This is a genomic window from Streptomyces sp. NPDC046881 (assembly GCF_040645015.1).
Classification (GTDB): Bacteria; Actinomycetota; Actinomycetes; order Streptomycetales; family Streptomycetaceae; genus Streptomyces.
On the sequence record NZ_JBEYXJ010000054.1, the window covers coordinates 38,755 to 53,430 of the forward strand.

Here is a 14,676-nt window from a genome sequence, read left to right on the forward strand (position 1 = left end):
CCCCGGCCCGGCAGCCCCCCCCTGCCCCGGTGCGGCACGCCCGTGCCCGGGTACCGGCCCGCGCGGCGCCCGTCGGCCTCTCGGCGACGAGGCAGCGGTGCCGGTCACCGGGGCCGCCGCGCCGCTCCGGGAGCCGCCGTGGTCGACGGCCCCTCCCCCGCCGGAGCCGTGCCGCGCGGTGGAAGCGGCCGGCGACGGCGGCCACGCGCACGCGGGAGGAGGCCGGTGCCGTGAGCACCGGCCTCCTGGAGCCGCCGTCGGTTCACGCCCGCATCGTGACCAGCTTCTGGCCGTTGTCCGCGATGATCTCGAAGTGCTGGATGGCCTCGGGGGCCATGGCGACCGTCCCGGGGATCCTGGTGCCGGAAGGGTACTTGCCGGCCCACCAGGTGGCGCCGTCCGCCCTGGCTCCGTCGGGCCCGACCGCTTGCAGCCGGCAGGTGGTCCCGGCGGGCGCCCCCCTGGCCGAGACCTGCAGGACACTCCCCCAGACGGAGGGCGAGACCCGCACCGAGGCGGTGACGCCGGTGGCGGAATCGCTTCCCGAGAAGGTGCGCGTGAACGCCGTCGCGCTCGGCCCGGGCGGCTCCGCCACGGTGCCCACGGTGCCGACGGCGGCCAGCCAGGCGCCGCCGGCCGCTGCCGCGGTGAGCACCACCGAGGCGGCCGCGCCGGCCAGTTGCAGGCGCCGGGTCCTGCGGCGCCGGTTCGCGGCCTGCTGGAGCAGTCGCTCCAGCACGCCTCCCTCCCGCGTCCTCGGTGTCACGGGCACGGCGGGCGCCGCGGGCGCCGCGGACTCTTCCGGTGAGGGGCCGCGCACGGTTTCGCCCGCCCGTGCCACCAGCCGGTCGGCCAGGTTCCCGTCGGCCGTCGGCACCGCGGGCCCCGAAACCTCGGCCAGGGTCACCGTGGCCAGCAGCGCGGGCAGTCCGGCCAGCCGGGCGTGTTCCGCCTGGCACTCGGCGCAGTGCGCGAGGTGGGCGCGCACCGGCTCCGCTTCCTCCGGCGGCAGGGCGCCCAGGACGTACGCTCCGAGCGCCAGCCGGAGATCGTCGTGCTCCGTGCTCATGATCGCCACCTCCCGCACGACCCGGTCACGGCTCGATCCCGCGTTCCTGCAACGCCAGCCGCAGGGCGTGCAGGGCGTAGTACGTCCGCGACTTCACCGTGCCCAGCGGGATACCCAGCACGCGCGCCGCCTCCACCATGGTCCGGCCCCGGTAGTAGGTCTCCAGCAGGACGGCGCGGTGGTCCGGGGACAGCGACCGGACGGCGTCGGCGACGGCCCAGCTCTGCAGTGCCTGATCGATCTCGTCCTCGCCCGGGTTCTGCTCGGCGACCCGCTCCAGCGCCTCGCCGCCGGTCTCGGCCGGTCTCGCCCGCCGGGCCCGGTGGGCGTCGATGACCAGGTGCCGGGCGACCGTGCACAGCCACGCCCGGGCCGGGCCGCGTGCGGGGTCGAACGCGGCGGGGTGCTGCCACGCCCGGAGCAGTGTCTCCTGCACCACGTCCTCCGCCCATTGCCAGTCTCCCGAGGTCAGTCGCAGTACGTAGTGGAACAGGGGTCCCGCGTGCTCGGCGTACAGAGTGCGCAGCAGTTCCTCGTCTGCGGTCGAAAGCGTCCCTTCACCAGAGACACGGTCCGCGGAGCGATCCGGCCGGGTCCGCGGGCCATGTTTTCGGTTCCAGGGCATGAGCCGATCGTCGCGCATATGCACGGCTTTGTCCTGTAACGCACGGAAAGGGGCGGGTGACGTCCGCCGCGTGTCGTGGGCGAGGGACTCCCGCCGGTCCGTACGGCATCGCCGGCGCTCAGCGTGCCCGCCCTCCGAGACCCCGGCCGACCTGCGGCGTCACCGATTCGTCCGGAAAAAGTGCGCAGCTGTCGAACCGCGGGGCCCCCGCCGCCCGTGGAGCCGGACAAGAGCCGACTCCGGCGTGATTCCCCACCGGTTCCCCACGCGGCGAAGGAGGGGACGGAGACGGCCGCGACACGCCACAGGCCGCGAACGCTCCCGGCGCCGTCCGCCCCGCCCCCGCCCGCACCCCGGCGGCTCACCGGGGCGCACGTGCGGCGCGGGGTACGTCCGGGCGAGCGGCGGGCACGGGGCGACACCCCGGCCCGTCCGCCGGCCGGCCGGTGCGGGGCACGCGCCCACGAACACGGCATCCACCACACCTTCGCGCGGGTGCGCGCGCCGAGCCGGCGCGGTCCACGTCCCCGCCTGATCAACGAGGAACGCACACCATGTACCTGAACCTTCGCGCGCCGGGCCGCCGGTCACGCGCTGCGGCCGGAGCGGCCGTCGTCATCGTCGCCGCCGGCGGCGCCCTGGGGCTCCTGAGCGCATGCGGCCAGTCGTCGCACTCCGCGGCGACCGGAGCCGCTGCCCTCACGCCCGGCCCGGGTCAGCACCGGACGGCGGGGATGCCCGGCGCCACGGGTCCGGGCGGCGCGGCGGGCTCCGCTTCCGGCACCCCGCCGATGCCGGGCATGAGCATGCCCATGCCCGGGAGCTCCTCGGGCAGGGGCGCCCGGACCGCGCCGGTCACCGGCGACGCGGTGGCGATCGAGAACTTCGCGTTCTCCCCGGCCACGCTGAAGATCAAGGTGGGCACGACGGTGACCTGGACCAACCAGGACACCGACGCCCACACCGTCACCAGCACCGGGTCGGGCGGCCCGCTGCGTTCGGCCGCCCTGGCCACCCACGCCACGTACCGCCACACGTTCACCCAGCCCGGCACCTACACCTACCTCTGCACCATCCATCCGTTCATGACCGCCACCGTGGAGGTGACCCGATGACCGGTCCCTGGAACAGCCACGACGGAGCACCGGCCGAGGACACCGGCCGGCCCGGTACCGAGCACGGCATGACCAGGCGTCAACTCATGCGCCACACCGCGTGGTTCGGTGGTGCCGTGGTGCTCACCGTGGCCGGCGGACGAGTGATCAGCCAGGTCGCCGACTCCCGGGAAGGCACCGCCCGCGGCAGCGCCGGTGCCGCCGCCGAGAGCGGGGCGCTGCGGTTCGTACAGGTCTCCGACAGCCACATCGGGTTCCAGGGGCCGGCCAACACGGATGTGGCCGGCTCGTTCTCCGAGGCGATCCACCAGGTCAACACGCTCGGTTTCCGGCCCGACTTCGTGATGCACAGCGGTGACCTGACCCACCTGTCCACGGCCGGGCAGTTCGACCAGGTCAAGCAGATGATGACCGGGTTGCGGACGGACCGCGTCTTCACCGTGCCGGGCGAGCACGACTCCATCGGCGACGCGGGCCGCGCCTACCGGCGGACCTTCGGCACGGGCACGCTCGGCGACGGCTGGTACAGCTTCGACACCCACGGCGTGCACTTCATCGCCCTGGTCAACACCCTGAGCCTGGAGAAGCTCGGCCACCTCGGCAACGCCCAGATCGACTTCGTCCGCAAGGACCTCGCCGGGCTGCCGTCGGACACCCCCGTCGTGGTCTTCAGCCACATCCCGCTGTTCGCCATGTACCCGCGGTGGGGCTGGAGCACGGACGACGCCCTCAAGGTGATCGCCCTCCTGCGCCGCTTCTCCTCCGTCACCTGCCTCAACGGGCACGTCCACCAGCTCTTCACCAAGACGGAGGGCAACATCACCTTCCACTCCGCCACCACCACCGCCTATCCCCTGCCCCACCCGGGCCGCGCTCCCGCCCCCACCCCGCAGGTCGTCCCCGCGCGGCAGCTCAAGGAGGCACTCGGCATCCGCACCGTCGGCTACCGCCGGGGCGAGCGCGAGCTGGCCATCACGGACCAGAGGCTCATATGAACACCCGACGCCTCCTCGCCGCGGCCCTGCGGCCGGCGACCGCCGCGACCCTCGCCGCGGGCGGCTACCTCCACGCCCAGCTCTACATCGACGGTTACCGCTTCGTCCCCGTCATCGGCCCCCTGTTCCTGCTCCAGGCCGGCGCTTCCTTCGCCCTCGCCGTCCTGCTGCCGGCCGGAACACCGCCCCCGCTGCTGAGGATCGCGGCGGCAGGCGTCGCGCTCGGCGCCCTGGGCGGTTTCGCCGCTTCGCGCACCGTCGGGGTGTTCGGATTCACCGAGCACGGTCTGCGACCCGCGCCGCAAGCCGCCCTCAGCCTCCTCGCCGAAACCGGCACGCTGCTGCTGCTCGCCGTCTGGCAGGTGACCCTGGCCGGACGCCCCCGCGCCGCCCGGCCACCCGCCGGGACGGCCGCCGGGGCCACCACCCGCACACCACCCGACTGAACCCCCCGAGGACACCCCATGCACCTGCAACCACGCCCGGGGATCGCTTGGCCGAGCCCGCGCCTGCGCGAACTGAACCATGCCGTACGGGCCCTGCTCGGCCTGGACGACGACACGGCGGTCGTCATCCGTCAGCTGGTCCGTGGCAAAGCCGGCCACCCACCGCTCCGGACCGTCGTCTCGGTGCTGCCCATGGACGGTGAACCCCACCGCTGGGTGCTCCACCGCCCCGCCGAGCAGATCACCGAGCACGAACTGCGGGCCGCCCTGCTCGGCCACGGGCCGCGCTGACCGGCACCGCCCGGCAGCCCCGGAAGCTCGCGAGCGCGAAGACGGACAAGACCTAGGCGTCACCCCTCGCGGTTCTTCGGCGCCAGTCCGGGGTCCCCTCCCCGCTCGCGGGAGCGATGAGGTGGTCCAGCACGTTCGTCAGGCGCAGCATGCGGTCCAGGACGTCGGGCCGGTGGTCCAGGTGCAGCGTGGCACCGAGGGCACCGGCCCGGCGGCGGACCGTCAGCAGGGCGGACAGACCGGAGGAGTCGATCCAGGTCAGGCCGCGGAAATCCAGGCGTACGTCGCTCAGCCCCGCCTGGTCGGCGGTCAGGTGCCGGGCGACCATGTCGGTCAGGCCGTCGCAGGTGTCGTAGTCCAGCTCGCCGGCCACCCGCACGGTGAGCGTGCCGGCCGTGCGGTAGACGGTGACGGTGAATTCGGTGGGATGCAGGTTGGTCATGCGGGGAGGTGGGGGCCGGGGACAGGACGGGTGGGGCGGTCGAGCACCGCGGCACTGCCTGCGCGCAGGAGGCCGAGGGTGCGGGGGAACTCGCGGAGCTGCTCGGCCAGGATGTCCAGGCCGGTCGTCAGGGAACGGGCGGGCACGTGCCGGGCTTCGAGGATGTCGGCGGTCCAGGTCAGGAACGCGGTGAAGATCGCGGGGTCGTCGATGTAGAGGGCGGTGGCCAGGAAGTCGACGATGTGGGCGATGTCCTGCGCGGTGTGCTCGCGCTGGGCGTCGTCGTAGCCGCGCATGGCCGGGAACCGGGTTTCGAGGTCGGCCAGGGTCTGTTTGACGAGCAGGGGCCGGGACTGGACGACCATCGTGTACTCCTGGTCGGCCAGGTGCGGCAGGTCGTCCGCCACCTGACGGATCGCCGCCGGTCCGGGCCGGGCGAGGCCCGCCTCCAGCGCCGCGGCAGCGCCGCGGGCGTCGGCCGCCCACCGGTCGGCGCCGAGAAGGCGGGCGTGGCGGCCGTCCGCGCCGAAGGCCCGGCCGCCCGCCATGACGGGGACGCCGATGGCCTGGCAGGCCGTGACGGCTGCGTGGGCGGTCGGCAGGTGGGTCGGGAGCGATGCGGACAGCAGGACCGCGTCGGGGTTGGTGAGGTGCAGGTGGGCGACCAGATGGGGGGTGGGGGTCCGGGCGCCGAGGTAGTCGACCCGCCAGCCGCGCAGCCGGAGCACCTCGGCGACGAGCCGGGCGGGGAAGGCGTGCCATTCGCCGTCGACGCAGCCGACCGTCACCCGGCCGCGGCCAGGGGGGTGGCGTTCGGGTGCCGCGCGGCGGTGGGCGAGGGTGGCGACCACCCGCTCGTTGATGGCGGTCGCGGCGTGTTCCTGTGCCACGGTGATGCGGCCGGCGGCCCATTCGGTCCCGGCCTTCTCCTGCACGGGTGCGATCACCTCCAGGAGCAGCGTCTCCTCGTCCACACCGTCGGCCGCCGCCTCGTGGAGGACGTCGACGGCCGTGTACTCGTCGCCGTCGGCCACGGCCTGCCACAGCCGGTCCGCCAGACCGGCCGCCGCGGTGGGGTGCCTCACGCGCTCCTCCTGTTCTTCGCCTTCGCGTCCGCCCGCCCGTTGAGGACGGTCAGCGGGCCGGTTCGGGGCACGCTGATCGCCACGGCGGCCATGTCGTCGTGGCGGCCGGTGCCCAGCCACTGGGCGGCGAGCATCTGCACCCGTTCCACGACCGCTTCCGCCGGGAGGCCCGCGCACTCCGCCAGGGCCCGGCGCAGACGGCGCTCGCCGAAGAACTCGTCGCCGAGCGGGCCGCCGCGCGCCTCGGTGATGCCGTCGGTGTAGAGCAGGCACGTCTCGCCGGGCGCCAGCACCGTGCGGACCGTGTGCGCCGTGACGGCGGGCAGCGCACCGACCAGGGACCCGTGGGCGGGTACCACCTCCACCGTGCCGTCGGCGCGGACGATCAGCGGCGGCAGGTGGCCGGCGCTGGTCAGCCGGAGCTCGGCCCGGCTGCCGCGGCGGCGGACGGAGGCGAGCACCAGCGTGGCGAAGCGGGCGTGGTGGGAGGTGAGGAGCGCGCCGTTGAGCAGGTCGAGCACCCGCTGGTGGTCGTCGGTCAGCGGCAGCAGCGCGTGCAGCGTGTTGCGGATCTTGCCGGTGAGCACGGCCGCGTCCAGGCCCTTGCCCGCGACGTCGCCGAGGACGACGAAGGTGTCCTGGGACGGGTCGGAGCCGGGGTGGACGTCGTAGAAGTCCCCGCCGACCCGCTCGTGGTCCTTGGCCGCGCGGTAGCCGCCGGCGTACTCCACCCCGTGCACGCTGCTGAGCGGCGGCGGCAGCAGTTCGCGCATCAGTGTCGCGGTGACGGTGGCCTGTTCGCTGTAGAGGCGGGCGGCGGAGAGGGCGGCGCCGGCGCGGGCGGCGAAGAGCCGGGCGAAGACCTCCTCGCCCTCCGTGAAGGACTGCTCGGTGCTGGAGCGCACCAGGATCAGGGCCCCGGCGGGCACACCGTGACCGGGGAGCGGGGCGACGATCACGGAGCCGACCGGGCCGGCGAAACCGTCCGGGGTGACCCAGTCGGGGATGTCGGCGGGGTTTATCCACCGGGCCGGCACGGGCGGGAAGCCCTGCAGGGCCTCGGGCAGGCCCGGGACGCCGGTGACGTCGACCAGCCGGGTGACCTGGGTGACGGGCCTGCCCCTGACGGCGTGGGTCAGGGGGTGGCGCCGCCCTTGGGGCGGGGCGACCAGGACCGCGGCGTCGGCGAGGTGTTCCGCGGCCATGGAGGCGGTCACCTCCATGCAGCGCGGCACGTTCAGGGTGGACAGCAGGGTGCTGGAGACCTGCGAGAGGATCTCGGTGCGCGTCTGCGCGTCGGTCAGCGCGGCCTCGGCCAGGCGGCGGTCGGTGTCGTCGACCAGCCACCACACCACGTCGCCGTCGCCGGCCGCCGTGGGATGCGCCTCGAAGTGGCGCTCCCTGATGGGTCCGCTCAGCGGCTCGGCGCGCGGTCCGCGCAGGCCGTCGCTGATGCGCTGGTGGGCGTCGCAGAGCCAGGACGGGACGTGCTCGTGCAGCCAGTCGCCGCCGGCGGCTCCGGGAAGGAGTATCCGGGCGGCCCCGTTGACGTCGACGAGGCCGCCGTGGCGGTCGACGATGAGAACGGGACAGGGGGCCTCAGTCCAGGTCGCGCCGACCGTCTGGCCGGCGTCGGGGGGACGGGCGGAGGTACCGGGGGAAGAAGACACAAGCGGAGGCACGCACGTGCGCACCCCACCACCTTCCTGCCATGGGGAAATAGATGTCTTACGGCAACAGTCCCGCACCCGTACCCGTCGTCGCAACCCGTCCCGAAAAGCCGCACCGGACCATCACATTCGGTTCTCCCCCCACCATTGCGGAAGGATTCGGGGCATGACAATCGTGTTCCGGGGAAGGCGACCGGCTGTCGTGGCCGGGGAACGACCGAGCGTCGGGGGTGAGAGCATCCGCCTCATGGAGGACGCGGACGGCCGTGCCGTCCGCTGGTGGGCGGCGCTGCGCCGGACGCCGGTGGCCGTCTGGGACGACGACGTCACCGACTGGGCCGCCGCGCTGACGTACTACGCGGTCCTGGCCCTGTTCCCGGTCCTGCTGGTGATCCTCTCGATCGTGGGGCTGACCGTCCCGACGGCCAAGCCGGAGGTCATCGACCGCATGTCGCAGGCCGCCCCGGTCGCCTCCCGCGCCCTGCTGCGCAGCACCCTGGTGGAGGTGGCCGGACAGCCGTCCACGGCGTGGACGCTGATCTTCTTGGCGGGGTCGGGCGCTCTGTGGTCGGGCTCCAGCTATCTGAGCGTGTTCCGCCGGGCGCTGCACGCCATGCACCGGATCAGCGCGGACCGGCCGGTCTGGCGTACCGCTCCGCGGATCATCGTCACGGCCCTGGTCCTGATCTCCCTGCTCCTGACGACCACCCTCGCGCTGTTCCTCACCGGCGGCCTGGCCCGGCGGCTCGGCCGGGCGCTGAACCTGGGCACCTTGCCGCAGGTCGCCTGGGACGCACTGCGCTGGCCGCTGGTGGCCGTGGTCGCCGTGGCGCTGGTGCTGGTCCTGTACCGCTCGGGCCCCGCGCCCTCCCGCCCGGTGCGGAGGATGGCACCGGGCGGCGCGCTGGCGGTGCTGCTCCTGCTGGCCGTCTCCGTCGGGTTCGCCGTCTACACCTCCCACGTCACGACCTATCACCGGCTGTACGGTTCGCTGGCAGGGGTCGTGGTCTTCCTGGTCTGGCTGTGGCTGTCCAACCTGGCGCTGCTGGTCGGCGCCCAGTTCAACGCGGAGCTGGCCAAGCCCGCCCGGGGGAAAGGAGCCGATCGTCCCGCACCCGCCCCCTAGCGCCCGCGGCCGCGGCCCGCACGCCGGGCAGGCCGCTCAGGCGTACCTGTGGGCGCGGCCGGGTGGTCCCGCACCGCAAACCCTGCTTGCCCTCAGGCCCCTCGGGTACAGCGAGAGATTATGGGTTGTCCCCGCAGCACCCGGATCTTACGGAAAGTGATGTGTTCGTGACTCTTCCCGGCGGCGCCGACGATCGCGCTGAGGGCTCGGGTGACGAGTCGAGCGCCGGCGCGCGTGAGATCGCCGATGCCGTGGAAGTCCTTGCGAACCTGTGGTCCATCGCCGCCCAGGAGGCGGCCGTACGACTGTCCCTGCACCAGCTGCGGGCGCTGCGCACCCTGGAGACGGCGCCGGAGGTGAACTTGACCGGTCTGGCGGAGCGCCTGGACATAGGGCTTCCCACCGCCAGCCGGCTGTGCGACCGGCTGGAGGCGGCCGGGATGCTGGAGCGCGCGCTGCACCCCCACAACCGCCGTGAGGTGCAACTGCGGCTCACCGGCCAGGGGCGCCGGGTGCTGGGAGATGTGGCGCGCCGGCGCTCCCAGGCCCTGGCCGGTGTGCTGGCGCGCATGGCGCCCGCGGAGCGAGCGGCGCTGGTCCGCGGCATGAAGGCCTTCCTCACGGCACAGGGCGAGGCGCCGCACCGGCCGCCGGAGACGCCGTAGGGTCCACGGTCCGGCCGCGCCGCTCAGGACGTCCCGGCGGGGCGGCCGTTCCAGTCGACGCAGACCACGGCGGCGTCCGCGAGCAGCCCCTCGTGGCCGACGTGTTCGAGCAGCCCGGCGACGACCGACCGTGCCGTCTCGTGCGGGGGTGTCCGCCGGGTCGCGCTCAGGATCTGGCGCAGCACGCTCTCGCCGAACACCTCCCCGGTCGCCGAGCGGGTGCCGTGGACACCGGTGCTGATGGCGACCAGGCGGTCGCCCGGTTCGACCTGGAACGTCTGCTCCTCGTAGAGGGTCTCCTCGAACATGCCCAGAGGCAGCTGGGCCTCGAGTGCGATGTGTTCGATCGCGGTGCCGCGCAGCCGGTAGAGCTGGGGCGATCCGGCGTCCACGGCGCGCACCCGGCCGGTGGCCAGGTCGAAGTGCAGCAGGAGGGTGGAGGCGTACGACTTGCCTCCGTACTGGGAGTAGACGGCCTGGTCGGCGAGGCACGCCTGGTCCGCGAGGCCGATGCCGGCACGGCGGGCGTTGCGCAGGGCGCCGACGGCGAGGCTGGTGAGCAGGGAGGCGTCGATGCCCTGGCCCATGCCGTCGGTGACGGTGAGGGTGAGGTGGTCGGCACTGGTGGACCAGTCGAAGTTGTCGCCGCCGATGGCGTAGGCCGGCTCCAGGTGGGCGCCGATGACGTACTCGTCGCGTACGCAGCCCCGGCCCGGCAGCAGCTGCCACTGCATCTCGGCGGCGAGGGTGAGGCGACGGGTGCGGCGGGCCTGGAGGTACAGGTCGGTGTCCCGGCCGGCCGTGGCCAGCTCGTGGGCCAGCGCGGTGGCGAAGTCGCCCAGCCGCAGGACGGTGCCCGGGTCGGTGGCGGTGTCGGGGACGCGCACGCAGAGCACGCCGAGACGGTCGCCGCGGACGGTGATGGGCAGGTGGACCAGCTCGGTGGCCGGGTCGGTGGTGACCTCGACCACCGGTTTCTGCGTGGTGAAGGCGGTACCCGCGGGACCGTCCTGCGCGGAGACCGGATCGCCGGTGTGCGGCAGGTGGGTGACGGGCTGCAGGACCGTCAGGCCGTAGTCGGCGAGGAGGAGCGTCACGTCCTGGGCGCCGAAGCGCTGGGCCAGCAGCCGGCCGGCCGTGGCCACCAGGGCGTGGGGCGGGGCCGCGCGCAGCTGGGCTTCCACGGACGGAACCGGTTCAGAAACGTTCACGGTGTCTCCATCCTCTCCCCTTGTGACCTCCACGCTATCGCGGTCGGGGGGCGGGTTCGGGCGGTCCGTCGCGTTCGGGACCGTGGAGGGGTGGGCGGCGGACGGGTCGTCACTCCCCGGCGCCCGGGCCCGGGGACGTCTCATCCGCGCGTCGTCCGGACCCCGACCGGGCGCCGGGTACGCCGGCCACCCAGGCGACGACGGTGACGACGGAGCCCCGGCCGGGCCTGCTGTCCAGGGCAAACTCGTCCACCAGCCGCCTGGCCCCGCCGAGGCCCAGACCGAGACCGCACGTACTGCTGTAGCCGTCGGTCATGGCCCGTTCGACGTCGCCGATGCCGGGTCCGGTGTCGCTGAAGACCAGTCGGATCCCCCGCCGCGGGCCGTCGGCGAGCGCGCTGATCTCGACCTGCCCCCCGCCGCCGTGCACGAGGGTGTTCCGGGCCAGTTCGCTCGCCGCGGTGACGAGTTTCGTCTGCTGGACCAGCCCGAAGCCGAGCCCGGCCGCGAACTGCCGCACCCGCTGACGGACCCACGCGAGATCCGCGTCGGAGCCGATGGGCAGGCTGGCCGGGGCGGTGGGATCGGAGGCCGTCATCACGGACCCCCCGGAGCGGACCGGCGGCCCCGGGAGCCCGGGAGGCGGTCCCCCGGTGCCGGGAGCGGCACCGGGGCCGAGCCACCCGGGAGGGAGGTGGTCATCGCGGGGCCGCACCGCCCGCGCGCCGGGAGACCTCGATGCCCTGCCGGGCGAGGGCGTACGACAGGGCGTCGGCCAGCGAGCTGCGGGTGAGGACCGGGCTCAGGTCGATGCCCAGGTGCACGATCGTCTGCGCGATGGCCGGGCGGATGCCGGAGACGATGCACTCGGCGCCCATCAGCCGGGCCGCGGCGACCGTCTTCATCAGGTGCTGCGCGACCAGGGAGTCGACCGTCGGGACGCCGGTGATGTCGAGGATCGCGTAACGGGCCCGCTGCTCCACGACGGCCTGCAGCAGCGACTCCATGACCACCTGGCTGCGGGCGCTGTCCAGGGTGCCGATGAGGGGCACCGCGACGACGCCTTCCCACAGGTTGATCACGGGGGTGGCCACTTCGAGCAGTTGCTGCCGCTGTCGGGCTATCAGGTCCTCGCCGGCCAGCACCGTCGTCTCCATGATCACCAGCCGTAGCGTGCCCATCAGCAGGGTCAGCGCCTGCAGGGTGTCCCGCGCCGTGGGCTCGGGCAGGTCCTCGCCGTGCAGCAGCCCGGTGGTCACCACCCGCAGCCGGGCTGCCTCGTTCGCGACCTGGGCAGGGTTGATGCCGCTGCGGGCCCGCGAGGCGGCCATGCGGCCCAGCTGCTCGCGCGCCGAGTCGAACCCGGGGGCCGCGACGTCCTCCAGCCGGCCGCTCGACGCCACGTCACCCAGCGCGTCGACGACGACCTTGCACGCCTCCACGGCCTCGTCGCGCGAGACGGTGAAGACCGTGCGGAAGAGCGGCGCGTCCGCCCACCGCTGGGCGATCTGCTCGCGACGGCGCTCCAGGAAGGCTTCCAGCTCCCGCGCCGCCGCCTCCTCCGCGGCCTGCTCAGACACCTGCATCGTTTCCTTCCGCGACAGGCCGCTGCGCCGAGACGGACACAACCGCGACGATTATTGCCTCATGACAAGTATGAGCACTGCGAGCGCGGTGAAACGACACAGCATCGACACATCCGGCGCGGGCACGCGACGGCGGGGCGCGGGCTCAGCGCCCGTGCCAGTCCAGGCACACCACCAGGGCGTCGTCGTCCGGGACGGACCGGCCGCGATGGCCGGTCAGCTCGCGCAGGATGGCACGCGGCACCTCCGCGGCCGGCAGCAGCCGCGTGGCCGTGATCGCCCGGGCCAGGGCGGCGTCCCCGTACGCCTCCCCCTTGGGCGAGGCCACCGCGTGCACCCCGTCGCTGACGAAGACCAGCCGGTCGCCCGGCTCGACCTGGAACTCCTGGCAGACGTAGTCCGTCTCCTCGAACATGCCCAGCGGGAGCTGCGCCTCGAAGGCGACACGCTCGACCGCTCCGTCGCGCAGCCGCAGCAGCTGCGGCGAACCGGCGTCCACGACCTTCGCCCGGCCCGTGGCGAGCTCGAACTCGAACATCAGCACGGAGAGATAGCAGCGCCCCTGGTAGTGCGCGTACACCGCCTGATCGGCCAGGGCCGCCTGGTCGTCGATGGCGATCCCGGCCCGCCGGGCGTTGCGCAGGGCGTTGATGGCCAGGTTGGTCAACAGGGAGGCCTCTATGCCCTCCCCCATGCCGTTGGTGACGTAGAGCATGAGGTGGTCCGCCGTGGCCGACCAGTCGAAGTTGTCACCGTAGATGGCGTACGCCGGCTCCAGCTGCGCGCCGAGTTCGTACTCGGGGCGGGCGCAGGCGCGGCCGGGCAGGAGCTGCCACTGCATCTCGGCGGCCAGGGTCAGCCGGTCCTTGCGCCTCGCCCGCAGGTACACGTCCGTGTCCCGCTCGGCGACCACGATCTCGTGCCCGAGCACCTCGGCGATGTCCGCGAGCTCGCCCAGCAGACCGGAACCGCCGTCCCCGTCCGGCAGGGTGACCGACAGGACACCCAGCCGGTCCCCGCGCACGGTGACCGGCAGATGGACGCGTGCGCACTCCTCGTGGACCGCCTCCACGAACGGCTCCTGGGAGCCGAAGGCACGGCCGGCCGCGCTGCCGTGCGCCGACACCGGCTCCGCCGTCGGCACCGACAGCGGCTGCAGGACGGTGAGGCCGTAGTCGGCCAGGTACAACTCGACGGAGCGCGCGGCGTACTCCTCGGTCAGCGCCCGGCGCACAGCGTCGAACAACTCGTGCGGCGCCGCCGTGCGCAGGGCGCGCTCGGCGGTCACAAATCTGTTCACGACGGTAAATACACCTATCTTTCGACGGACACCCGGGCCGCGCCCGGGCGACGAGGCCACCCGGAGCCGGTCACGCCGATCGTCCGAACCATCTCTTGCCGCTCCCGGCACCTAGTACGCTGGCGGCCGTCCCAGTGCCTGCGAGAGTGTGACGGTGACTGTCTTCCGCGCCCGCCCCGAGCCCGCCGAGGTCGCACGCGTGACCTTGACGGCCGTGGAGTTGCTGGAAGTCCTGTGGGGGCGGGCCTCGACCGCGCCCGCCTCTCCGTCCCAGATGCGCGTCCTGCTCATGCTGGAGCACCAGGACGGCATCAACCTGCGCACCCTTGCCGACTCCCTGGCCTCCACGCCTCCGTCCACCAGCCGGCTCTGCGACCGCCTGGTCGCCGCCGGCTTCGTCGAGCGAGCGGTCAGCCCGGCCGACCGCCGCGAGGTGCGGCTGCACCTGAGCGGCCGCGGCCGCGCGTTCCTGGACGACCTGCGGGCCCGCCGGGAGCAGGAGTTGCAGGCGGTGCTGGAGCTGATGCCCGCCGCCAAGCGGACCGCGCTCCTGGAGGGGCTGGAGGCGTTCTGCGCCACGGCGGCGCTGCAGATACACGACAACGCGCCGCACGCCGGAGACCGGACGGCCTGAGCCCCGGGCCGGGCCACCGGTCGCCCCTGCACTTCAGGGCTCGGATGGCCGGCGCACGGAGCGGCCTCCGTCCACCGGAACATTGCGGATCCTTCCCCGGGCGTCACGACTCCGACACTTTGTTGCCTCACGGCCATTGTTGTCAAACGGCAACTGTTGGACCGGAAGCCTCCCGCTTCGGATACCCCGCCGGGCCCGGGACCCGCTGTGAGCAGCGTCTCGACGGCGGTCCGGCGCGTTCTCCGAATGCGGCCGCGCCTCACCGCGGGCATGGCTCGGCGGGCCCGGCACCCTGCGCCGGGCCCGTGGCTCGGGCGGTGTGGCGGATCAGGTGGTGCTGAGCATGCCCTCGCGCAGCCGGGCCAGCAGACGCGTGATCAGCCGGGAGACGTGCATCTGGGAGACGCCGAGCCGCT

The 14,676-nt window shown here is 73.8% G+C and carries 16 protein-coding genes; 7 read left to right on the top strand and 9 right to left on the bottom strand.

The features are described 5' to 3' along the window. Positions 1-262: 262 nt before the first annotated feature. Together ABZ923_RS24300 and ABZ923_RS24305 are read right to left on the bottom strand one after the other, a co-directional pair. Complete coding sequence (locus ABZ923_RS24300) at positions 263-1,069, bottom strand: anti-sigma factor (RefSeq protein ID WP_361475331.1); 807 nt, start codon at positions 1,067-1,069, stop codon at positions 263-265. A gap of 25 nt (positions 1,070-1,094) precedes the next feature. Further along, complete coding sequence (locus ABZ923_RS24305) at positions 1,095-1,712, bottom strand: sigma-70 family RNA polymerase sigma factor (RefSeq protein ID WP_361475334.1); 618 nt, start codon at positions 1,710-1,712, stop codon at positions 1,095-1,097. A 536-nt stretch (positions 1,713-2,248) separates the two neighbouring features. Between ABZ923_RS24305 and ABZ923_RS24310 the strand changes: the two genes are divergently transcribed. The 4 genes from ABZ923_RS24310 to ABZ923_RS24325 are packed head-to-tail and all read left to right on the top strand — an operon-like array spanning position 2,249 to position 4,541. Then, positions 2,249-2,809, top strand: coding sequence for a cupredoxin family copper-binding protein (locus ABZ923_RS24310; RefSeq protein ID WP_361475336.1), 561 nt, complete (start codon positions 2,249-2,251; stop codon positions 2,807-2,809). Beyond that, positions 2,806-3,804, top strand: coding sequence for a metallophosphoesterase (locus tag ABZ923_RS24315; RefSeq protein WP_361475338.1), 999 nt, complete (start codon positions 2,806-2,808; stop codon positions 3,802-3,804). Before ABZ923_RS24310 ends, ABZ923_RS24315 begins: the two co-directional genes overlap by 4 nt. Beyond that, positions 3,801-4,250: a hypothetical protein gene (locus ABZ923_RS24320; RefSeq protein ID WP_361475340.1), complete on the top strand. Its 450-nt coding sequence runs from the start codon at positions 3,801-3,803 to the stop codon at positions 4,248-4,250. Before ABZ923_RS24315 ends, ABZ923_RS24320 begins: the two co-directional genes overlap by 4 nt. Positions 4,251-4,268: 18 nt before the next feature. After that, positions 4,269-4,541, top strand: coding sequence for a hypothetical protein (locus ABZ923_RS24325; protein ID WP_361475342.1), 273 nt, complete (start codon positions 4,269-4,271; stop codon positions 4,539-4,541). A gap of 52 nt (positions 4,542-4,593) precedes the next feature. Here ABZ923_RS24325 and ABZ923_RS24330 read toward each other — a convergent pair whose 3' ends face one another. From ABZ923_RS24330 to ABZ923_RS24340, 3 genes are read right to left on the bottom strand one after another with little or no spacing between them, the layout of a single operon-like run. Continuing rightward, positions 4,594-4,983 carry an STAS domain-containing protein gene (locus ABZ923_RS24330; protein WP_361475344.1) on the bottom strand — a complete coding sequence of 130 codons (390 nt, stop codon included), beginning with the start codon at positions 4,981-4,983 and terminating at the stop codon, positions 4,594-4,596. Beyond that, on the bottom strand, positions 4,980-6,068 hold the full coding sequence (locus ABZ923_RS24335; RefSeq protein WP_361475346.1) for a cobalamin-dependent protein: 1,089 nt from the start codon (positions 6,066-6,068) through the stop codon (positions 4,980-4,982). The genes ABZ923_RS24330 and ABZ923_RS24335 overlap by 4 nt, the downstream gene beginning before the upstream one ends. Further along, on the bottom strand, positions 6,065-7,738 hold the full coding sequence (locus ABZ923_RS24340; RefSeq protein WP_361475348.1) for a PP2C family protein-serine/threonine phosphatase: 1,674 nt from the start codon (positions 7,736-7,738) through the stop codon (positions 6,065-6,067). Before ABZ923_RS24340 ends, ABZ923_RS24335 begins: the two co-directional genes overlap by 4 nt. A gap of 247 nt (positions 7,739-7,985) precedes the next feature. Between ABZ923_RS24340 and ABZ923_RS24345 the strand changes: the two genes are divergently transcribed. Both ABZ923_RS24345 and ABZ923_RS24350 read left to right on the top strand, forming a co-directional pair. Next, positions 7,986-8,864, top strand: a complete 879-nt coding sequence (locus ABZ923_RS24345) for a YihY/virulence factor BrkB family protein (protein WP_361475350.1) — start codon at positions 7,986-7,988, stop codon at positions 8,862-8,864. Positions 8,865-9,031: 167 nt separating this feature from the next. Then, on the top strand, positions 9,032-9,529 hold the full coding sequence (locus tag ABZ923_RS24350; protein WP_361475364.1) for a MarR family transcriptional regulator: 498 nt from the start codon (positions 9,032-9,034) through the stop codon (positions 9,527-9,529). 23 nt (positions 9,530-9,552) lie between these two features. Here the strand turns inward: ABZ923_RS24350 and ABZ923_RS24355 are convergent, their stop codons facing one another. The 4 genes from ABZ923_RS24355 to ABZ923_RS24370 all read right to left on the bottom strand — a co-directional run bounded on the left by ABZ923_RS24355 (position 9,553) and on the right by ABZ923_RS24370 (position 13,626). Continuing rightward, positions 9,553-10,740, bottom strand: a complete 1,188-nt coding sequence (locus tag ABZ923_RS24355) for a PP2C family protein-serine/threonine phosphatase (RefSeq protein WP_361475352.1) — start codon at positions 10,738-10,740, stop codon at positions 9,553-9,555. 109 nt (positions 10,741-10,849) lie between these two features. Further along, positions 10,850-11,338, bottom strand: coding sequence for an anti-sigma regulatory factor (locus ABZ923_RS24360; protein WP_361475354.1), 489 nt, complete (start codon positions 11,336-11,338; stop codon positions 10,850-10,852). Between the two features lie 100 nt (positions 11,339-11,438). Beyond that, complete coding sequence (locus tag ABZ923_RS24365) at positions 11,439-12,326, bottom strand: STAS domain-containing protein (RefSeq protein ID WP_361475356.1); 888 nt, start codon at positions 12,324-12,326, stop codon at positions 11,439-11,441. 145 nt (positions 12,327-12,471) lie between these two features. Next, the gene (locus tag ABZ923_RS24370; protein ID WP_361475358.1) at positions 12,472-13,626 is read right to left on the bottom strand and encodes a PP2C family protein-serine/threonine phosphatase; all 1,155 of its coding nucleotides are present in this window, start codon (positions 13,624-13,626) and stop codon (positions 12,472-12,474) included. A gap of 148 nt (positions 13,627-13,774) precedes the next feature. Here ABZ923_RS24370 and ABZ923_RS24375 point away from each other — a divergent pair, with 148 nt between their 5' ends. Next, positions 13,775-14,260 (top strand): MarR family transcriptional regulator, encoded by a 486-nt coding sequence (locus ABZ923_RS24375; RefSeq protein WP_361475360.1) that lies wholly within the window; start codon positions 13,775-13,777, stop codon positions 14,258-14,260. The last annotated feature ends 416 nt before the right edge of the window (positions 14,261-14,676 follow it).